This is a genomic window from Nostoc sp. CCY 9925, from assembly GCF_963920935.1.
Lineage (GTDB): Bacteria > Cyanobacteriota > Cyanobacteriia > Cyanobacteriales > Nostocaceae > Nostoc.
Genome location: NZ_CAWUDO010000059.1, coordinates 44835 through 52999, shown reverse-complemented (window position 1 = coordinate 52999; position 8165 = coordinate 44835). Strand labels below are relative to the sequence as shown.

5 protein-coding genes and 1 pseudogene are annotated in these 8165 nt (G+C 47.1%); 1 reads left to right on the top strand and 5 read right to left on the bottom strand.

Going from position 1 to position 8165, the window contains the following annotated elements:
- From ACM0OY_RS25455 to ACM0OY_RS25440, 4 genes and pseudogenes are all read right to left on the bottom strand, one after another.
- The coding region (locus ACM0OY_RS25455) for an Ig-like domain-containing protein (RefSeq protein WP_414571608.1) at positions 1 to 916 on the bottom strand (916 nt) is incomplete at its 3' end.
- A 519-nt stretch (positions 917 to 1435) separates the two neighbouring features.
- Positions 1436 to 2191: pseudogene (locus tag ACM0OY_RS25450) on the bottom strand (FG-GAP repeat domain-containing protein); the annotation flags it as partial.
- Positions 2192 to 2311: 120 nt separating this feature from the next.
- Positions 2312 to 4351 carry a TIGR03032 family protein gene (locus ACM0OY_RS25445; RefSeq protein ID WP_414571606.1) on the bottom strand — a complete coding sequence of 680 codons (2040 nt, stop codon included), beginning with the start codon at positions 4349 to 4351 and terminating at the stop codon, positions 2312 to 2314.
- Positions 4352 to 5391: 1040 nt separating this feature from the next.
- The gene (locus ACM0OY_RS25440; protein ID WP_414571605.1) at positions 5392 to 6519 is read right to left on the bottom strand and encodes an acyltransferase family protein; all 1128 of its coding nucleotides are present in this window, start codon (positions 6517 to 6519) and stop codon (positions 5392 to 5394) included.
- Positions 6520 to 6637: 118 nt separating this feature from the next.
- Here ACM0OY_RS25440 and ACM0OY_RS25435 point away from each other — a divergent pair, with 118 nt between their 5' ends.
- The gene (locus tag ACM0OY_RS25435) at positions 6638 to 7096 is read left to right on the top strand and encodes a peroxiredoxin (protein ID WP_414571604.1); all 459 of its coding nucleotides are present in this window, start codon (positions 6638 to 6640) and stop codon (positions 7094 to 7096) included.
- 163 nt (positions 7097 to 7259) lie between these two features.
- On the opposite strand, the gene hpf is transcribed toward ACM0OY_RS25435, so the two are convergent.
- On the bottom strand, positions 7260 to 7904 hold the full coding sequence (hpf, locus tag ACM0OY_RS25430; protein WP_414571603.1) for a ribosome hibernation-promoting factor, HPF/YfiA family: 645 nt from the start codon (positions 7902 to 7904) through the stop codon (positions 7260 to 7262).
- Positions 7905 to 8165: the final 261 nt, after the last annotated feature.

The window sequence follows — 8165 nt, the reverse complement described above, 5'->3', positions numbered from 1 at the left end:
CATCAGCAACAGTTAATGCGCCCGTCGCCGTTAAATTGGGCGTGCTGGTATCTTCGGTAACTGCTGCTGTAGCTGTACCTGTGATGGTAGCCGCATCATTCACCCCGATAATTGTAATGGTGGCAGTGGCGCTGGCTGTACCACCGTTACCATTACTGATGGTGTAGTTGAAGGATGTGGTGGCAGTAGCTCCTTGAGCTAAGTAATCGTAGCCATCTGTAAGGGCAGCAGTGCCATTGGTGGGGTCAAAGGTGAAACTGCCGTTGGAATTCACAGTAAGTTTACCATTGCCCAAGTTAATTTGAGTACCAATATTAGCAACACTGCCATTGACTTCAGTCACCGTCAGGGGGTTGCCATTGGGGTCGCTGTCGGGAGTGGTGGGGTTGGCAGCCAAGAGATTGCCGTTGAACGCGGTGTTTTCGTTGGTGCTGACGGCATCATTGACCGCAACAGGTGAGCGATTGGGAACATTCTCAAAGAGGTTGAGCCTACCGAAAGAATCTCCGACCACCGCATCGAGGTCGCCATCACCATTGATATCAACTAAGGTGGGTCTGCTGTACTGCCCCAGATCGATGCCATTAAAGGGGTTGTTACTGCCCGTTTGTTCTGTATAAATTGGGTTGGTAGCACTACCAGTGTTAAGGTAGTAGTTGAGATTGCCGCTTTCTGCTCCTACCACTGCATCGAAGTCGCCATCGCCATCGATATCGGCTAAGGTGGGTCTGCTGAACCTCCCCACATCAATGCTATCAAAGGGGTTATTGCTGCCCGTTTGCTGTGTATAGATTGGGTTGTTGGCGCTGCCCGTGTTGCGGTAGTAGTTGAGTCTACCGGAAGTTTCTCCGAGAACGGCATCTAGGTCGCCATCGGCATCGAGGTCGGCAAAGGCGGCGTTGCTGTCAGACCCCACATTAATAACAGGATTAATGTTATTGAAGGGGTTGTTGCTGCCTGTTTGCTCGGTATAGATTGGATTAATTGCGCTGCCCGTATTGCGGTAGTACTTGAACGAACCTATTCCTGTTCCGACAACGGCATCGAAGTCGCCATCAGCATCGAGATCCGCCAAATTTGGGTTGCAGAAAGACCCCACATCAATACCATCGAAGGGATTGTTGCTGTCCGTTTGCTCTGTGTAGACCGGATTGGTGGCGCTGCCTGTGTTCTTGTAGTATTTGAGCATGCCGTCCAATGCTCCGACAACGGCATCCTTGTCGCCATCGCCATCGATGTCAGCAAAGGTGGGGGCCGCAGAAAACCCCACATCAAAGCTATTGAAGGGGTTAGCTGTGCCAGTGACGGCAACAAAGGCAAAAGGCTCTGGTGGCGTGTTGTTTTGGAAATAATTGAACGTGCCGGTAAATTTCCCAACAATAGCATCCAAATCGCCATCCTTATCAATGTCGGCAAAGGCAGGTTTGCTTTGCGACCCCACATCAATGCCATTGAAGGGGTTGGCTGTGCCTGTTTGCTCTGTGTAGATTGGGTTGGTGGCTGTGCCTGTGTTTTTGTAGTAATTGAGCCTGCCGTTATTGTCCCCAAGGAGCGCATCCAAATCGCCATCGCTATCAATGTCGGCAAAGGTGGGGTCGTCGTAATTCCTCAGAGGAAAGCTATTGAAGGGGTTGGCTGCGCCTGTTTGCTGGGTATAGATTGGGTTGGTGGCTGTGCCTGTGTTTTTGTAGTACCTGAGCGTGCCGAATCTATCCCCAACAATGGCATCCAAATCGCCATCGCCATCGATGTCGGCGAGGGTGGGGCTGCTGTCAGCATCCCCCACCTGAGTAAAGCCATTGAAGGGGTTGGCTGTGTCTGTTTGTTGGATGTAGATTGGGTTGGTGGCTGTGCCTGTGTTTTTGTAGTACAAGATCGTGCTGGTAAAAAAATTCCCAAAAATGGCATCCAAATCGCCATCGCCATCGATGTCGGCAAAGCTGGGGCTGATGTTAAAATACCCCGCATTAGCATCAATGCCATTGAAGGGGTTGGCTGTGCCTGTTTGTTGGATGTAGATGGGGTTGGTGGCTGTGCCTGTGTTTTTGTAGTACAACGTGCCGTATCTTTCCCCAACAATGGCATCTAAATCGCCATCGCCATCGATGTCAGCAAAGGTAGGGTTGCTGACTAACCCCACATCAATATTGAAGGGGTTGTTGCTGCCTGTTTGTTCATTAAAGATGGTCATAGTGATTTGTTTTCATTTGCTAAACAACTGCTTGAAATTTCCATTCCTGAAAAACTCTAGTTCCCTGGCTTTGGTCTGATGTGGCGGCGATCTAGCCGCCGGATCGTCGTTCATGGCTTGTCATTTATCCCCCAGTAAGTTGGCGAGATTCTGGTGTGCTACTGCCAAGTCTGGTTTGAGTTGAATCGCTTGTTGATAAGCGGCGATCGCTTCTTGTGTTTTCCCCTGCATCTGCCAAATCGCCCCCAGGTTGCAGTGTGCCTGAGCGACATTGGGATTGAGGTGGATGATGTGTTGGTAAATGGCGATCGCTTCTTCTAACCGCCCTAAACCCTGCAAAGCATTACCCAACTGGTTGTAGGCAGCGATATAAACTGGTTGCAAACGTATGGCTTGTTGGAAACATTTAATGGCTGCTGGCAAATCGCCTTGTTTTGCCAATTGCTTACCTTTCTCAAACTGCGATCGGGCGGCATCAGCAAGCAAATTTGCCTGGGATTGGTTTTGTCGCTGCAACCGGAATTCGCCTGTTGCTTCATCGACAATGACTAGGACTTTGTGCGATCGCCTTTCCCCGTTTTGGGTGTTTTGCGGTGGCTGCCAACCCAATTTGGATAATAAAGGTTCGAGGGCGATGGCAGTTAACGTCGTCGGCTGGTAAACTACCCTAACTTGGGTACAACCTTCCACCACCAAAGCTTTGTCTAGATACTGCATCAGCTTGGTAGCAATCCCCTGCTGCCGATATGCTGGGGCAACAAACAGCGAGATTAATTCGGCCGTTTGTTCTGGGAGTAATTCGGTAACGGCAAAGGCTACCATTTCCCCGGCCACGGATGCGGAAATGCCCACTAATTCACCCCGTTGGGGTTGGGTTTGCCAACGTTGCTGCAAACTCGGAAAGGTGAAGGCATCGTAATCAGCTAGGCTACTGGCGGTGAGGTGATAGACGCGCTGGTATTTTGGGGGTTGGGAGACGCGATTCATCGCGTCTGTACAAGTGTCTTCCCAAAGTTGGCGGGGCAATCCGGCGACGGGAGCGATACTGCCAAGGCTGGGGCGTTTTGCCGTGGGTTTGGTGGTGACAATGCCACCAGAACCGGGAAAGGTTACTAAGCGTTCGATTGACTCTGACTGGAAGCCTAAAGCTTGGGGCTGGCGCACGCCCGGTAGTACTACCACATCAAACAGTTCTTCCACTACCCCATCGAATTGCAGCCAATGTATCGTTTCCCCCGTGTTGATATCGATGACCATTAGCCCACATTGGGAAGTCTTGCCATCAGCCGTCAGCCTCTCTTCTAGAGGCAGTCCGCTAAAGGTAGGCGATCGCAATTTCGACAAGCCGACAATGGCGAAGTTTTGCCAAAATGCCAGCCCCCGCACAAACCCAGGACAGAAGGTAATAGGTACAAATTTGCTATCATCCAGGTATCCAAAGTCCCCCGTCCCCGCATTCAGTAGCCACAGCTTGCCTTGATACCAGCGCGGCGAGTGGGGCATGGATAACCCAGTGGCAATGATGTCGTTGGTTTGCACATCAATTACTACACCACCACCCACTCGGTGGTTACGCCAGCCTGCGGCGGTGTCGGTGGTGCTACAGGCGGTGACGTATCTTGGTTTGCCATCGCGCAACGCTAACCCATTGAGGTGACAACGGTCTTCGGCGGCTAGCTTAGAAATAAACGGCGGTTGCCACAGGGGTACAAAACTGTAGTCGTTGCTGATGGTGGCCAGGCAGCTAAAATCTGTGTTGACAAATATCAGCTTTTCTGCATCATCCAGCACAACATCATGGACATTTAAATCGCCAGTGGTGTATGCCGTGCGAGGGATGTAGAGGCGATCGCTTTGTTGATAGATTTCTCCTGGTTTGAGTAAATTCTCAAATCGCCAAATTTGATAACGCGTGCTAACATATATACTGTTGCTTGATGCATACATGCCCATTGGTTTATCAAACAATCGCTCGTGAGCAGCTACTCGCCCTTGCTCATTGCAACCGATGAAAAACAGGCGATTAGTTTGATAGGTAGTGAAAGCCAAGCTAATAAACTGCTTTTGCAACCAGTGTATGAAGTGCGGCGAACAGTTTATTTCTAGTTTGGGCGGACTCAAAGATGGCATGGTCTGAGTGCGCGGCAGAAAACTTTCCATACAACACTTTATTAATTGCTGATTATTTTTTTGTGACAAAGCAAAATTGTTTCCATTACCCCTAAAAAGTAAAGGTATGGAAACAGCACCCATTATTTAGTAATTTTTATTGACGACAACTCGTCAATATTAGACTACGGCTAAATCTTGTGTACTAAAGCTAATTTCATCAAAAGTTAATGGAAACTGAGAAATTTTTGTTTCAAAAATCTTAATATCTTCACATCAATCTGCCAGCACTGGCAATCCTTAACGAAGGCAGGAGGCAGGAGGCCGTTTTTGTAAGGGGGATTTATACCCCTTACAAAAACTTTTTGCCTTAAAAGGCGAGGTTTTAGACCCGATTGTTTCGATAAATATGCACAATTAAGTAGGTGGTTGTGAATATTTATCATTGGGATAAAACAGAACGCAACTATGCTAAAGGCAGAAGGAAATAGGGTTTTAATCTATTTTATTTTTGTTTACATAGTTTGGTTTTTTGAAGCCGATCGCACTTTGATAAACTGGAAGTGCGTTAGCGTAGGTTACCGTTCGCGTAGCGTCTCGTAGAGAAGGTATCGGTTAATTTTTACTTACACTTTTGTAGGGTGCGTTTTAAGAAAACGCAGTTTTCTTTCGCCCTTCCCGCAACTTCGCCTTCGTTGGAGACTCACGTTAACACAAGTCTGTTTGCCATCAAGTCAAGGCGGAAGCTCTTACAAGGAAGGCGGAAGCTCTTACAGGGAAAGCGGAAGCTCTTGCAGGCTGCGCGATATACTCAAACGTCAAGGCAGAAGCTCTTGCAAGGAAGGCGGAAGCTCTTGCAGGCTGCGCGATATACTTAAACGTCAAGGCAAAAGCTCTTGCAAGGAAGGCGGAAGCTCTTACAAGGACGGTGTAATACCAATTCGCAATGGGCTTCTCTGCCAGACGCTGCGTGTAGCTTGCTTCTCCGTAGGAGTACGCCCCGGTACGCTAACGCAATTAAGAAATTCAGTTCTATTTAGGTTTGGTGGTTTGAATCTGTTGCCGAATTTTAGAGAATTGGTATTACTTATTTACACTTTGAAAAACCAGCGTTGGCGATACATCACAACACCAACAACCCACCACAAAAACACGGTGGCTATGCCAAAAAACAGGGAACCATTAAGCGCCCCTGCCCAAGATGCGAAAAAATTCTGGTAAATCCAATTGTAGGTACTAGGGGCGTTTTCTCCTGTACCGATAGTGGTTCTGACTAAGATTTTAATCAATAAAACAGAGGCGACGAAAAGAGCGATCGCATTTAAACCCATAATTTCAAAAGCCTTACCCCAACGACGTATCAACCGTACTTCGATGAGTTCATAACAAGCTGCTAGCAACAATAATGCCCAACCTGTTGTAAAAACTACATAAGAACTTGTCCACAATTTTTTATTAATGGGGAATGTCCACCCCCACGCCGAACCAATAATTAAACAACCCACTCCAAATAATCCTAACCCGATACTTGTGCGCGACTGCACAGGCTGGCTGCGTATCCATTGCCCACTAAAATAACCAGCGAGGACATTAACTATTGCAGGAATAGTACTAAAGAGTCCTTCTGGATCTCCCATAGAGTTGAAACCATCTCCTTTATATAAATGTACCTTGGGAATAATCAGGCGATCGACATAAGCACCAAAATTACCTTCCCGCGTCAAAACTCCCGCCCCATAATCGGGTACTGGTACATACATCATCGTTAGCCAGTAGCCCACAACTAGCACTGCTGCTAATATCCATTGAGCTTTACGCGGGAGGTTGAGAACTATTAAAGAAGCCAGCAAATAGGTAATGCTGATGCGCTGCAACACTCCCATCAACCGGATGCTACTTAAATCAAAAGTCCAAACACCTTTGTTCCAAAAGCCATTTAGTAGTAATCCCAAAACAAAGAGAATAGCGGCGCGGCGTAATATCCGCCAGTATATAGCTGAGTTTGGTTTATTACCTTCGGTGTACTTCGACAAAGAAAAAGTCATCGCTACACCGATAATGAAGAGAAAAAAAGGAAATACCAAGTCAGCTGGCGTACAGCCGTGCCAATCTGCATGGGCGAAGGGAGGATATACATCATCTGCAACTCCCATCATATTGACGAGAATCATTGCAGCGATGGTAATACCGCGAAAAACATCCAGTGAAGTCAGGCGCATAAGCGGAATTTTTTCCTTAATGAGTATCTAAGTTAACCCGCTTGATGCAGCTAATCAAGCAAAATTTATAGACTTGGATACAAGGTAAAATTTTGTTAACTAACTACCACTACTTGCTATGTCAGTCAAAGTTGGAGATACCGCTCCTAATTTCAGTCTTCCTGCTCAAAACGGCTCAACAGTTAGCCTGCAAGATTTTCGCGGCAAAAAAGCCGTTGTTCTATATTTTTATCCCAAAGACGACACACCCGGATGCACGGCTGAATCCTGCGCCTTTCGCGATCAGTATGAAGTTTTTAAAAGCGCTGGTGCTGAAGTTATCGGCGTCAGTGGTGACTCCACCGAATCTCACCAGCGATTTGCTGCCAAATATAATCTACCTTTTACCCTGTTGACCGACAAAGGCGACCAAGTACGCAAGGTATATGGCGCAACAGCCGCCTTTGGCTTATTCCCTGGTCGCGTTACCTACGTCATCGACCAACAGGGAGTTGTGCAATACGTATTTGATTCAATGTTGAACTTTAAAGGTCACGTTGAGGAAGCCCTAAAAACGCTGCAACAGCTTGTGAAATAGGGGATTGGGGATTGGGCATAGGAATGGGGAAAGGGGTAAGGGGGAAAGGCGAAAGATTAAATTTATTCCTTTTCCCTTTTCCCGGTTGGTGAGCTTGTCGAACCATTAACCTTTTCCCCAGCCTCCCCTGCCCTTCATCTCCCTCATCCCCATGCCCCATGCCCTATTTAATATGCGACTTTTCCGCCATCACAACATTCGCCTGGGCTGACTTGCCATTCTTGCCGTTGGTATGACCGTTACCATTGCGGGGTTGAATTACGCCATAACCGCCGTGGTTACGTTCGTAAATGACATTTATCTCGCCTGTTTCGGCATTACGGAACATATAAAAGTCGTGTCCTACGAGTTGCAGTTGTTCCAAGGCTTCTGCAAGGGTCATAGGAGGCATGGAAAAATATTTGGTGCGGACGACTTCGCTGGGTAGTTCGGGAGTGCGATCGCCAATTAAATCTGTGACTACTGACTCTGCAACAACTTCTTCTGTTGGTTGGGCATGAGTTTTGTGATCTTGACGCCGTTCTTTGTATTTACGCAGTTGACGGGCAATTTTATCTGCAACTAAGTCAATGCTGGCGTAGAGGTTTTCGCTGCTTTCCTCCGCACGGATCACGCTACCATTTGCATAAATAGTTACTTCAGCTGCTTGTCTAGGATTAATTCGGGGGTTCCGGGCTACGCTAAGATGCACATCCACTTCATTTGTAATGCTTTGAAAGTGATTAACTGCTTTTTCAATTTTTTGATGTACATACTCACGAATTGCATCGGTGATTTCAATATTTTTGCCGTGGATGACAAGCTTCATGTAAACTCTCCCGCTGAATATTTGGATGTGTGAATTTGCTTTGTATGAAAAGAAGTTGCGGTAAGCTATATCACTCCCGCCAAAACAAATTGTGAACTTTTCTCATTTACTGCTGCTGTGCTGTCTCTAAACTTGCTGCATCTGAGTTTTTTTAAGTATATCCTTGATTTCTTTCCTCATCTCTGCGCTAATATCCGATTGGATATCCACTTAGAACTCTTTGATGAAGAAATCTTAACACTAGCAGCTGCGACTACTTTC

Bases quoted from the DNA above. Each gene is read 5' to 3' on its own strand.
- hpf (WP_414571603.1), bottom strand. From the start codon at position 7,904: ATGAAGCTTGTCATCCACGGCAAAAATATTGAAATCACCGATGCAATT.
- ACM0OY_RS25440 (WP_414571605.1), bottom strand. From the start codon at position 6,519: ATGCGCCTGACTTCACTGGATGTTTTTCGCGGTATTACCATCGCTGCA.
- ACM0OY_RS25435 (WP_414571604.1), top strand. From the start codon at position 6,638: ATGTCAGTCAAAGTTGGAGATACCGCTCCTAATTTCAGTCTTCCTGCT.
- ACM0OY_RS25445 (WP_414571606.1), bottom strand. From the start codon at position 4,351: ATGGAAAGTTTTCTGCCGCGCACTCAGACCATGCCATCTTTGAGTCCG.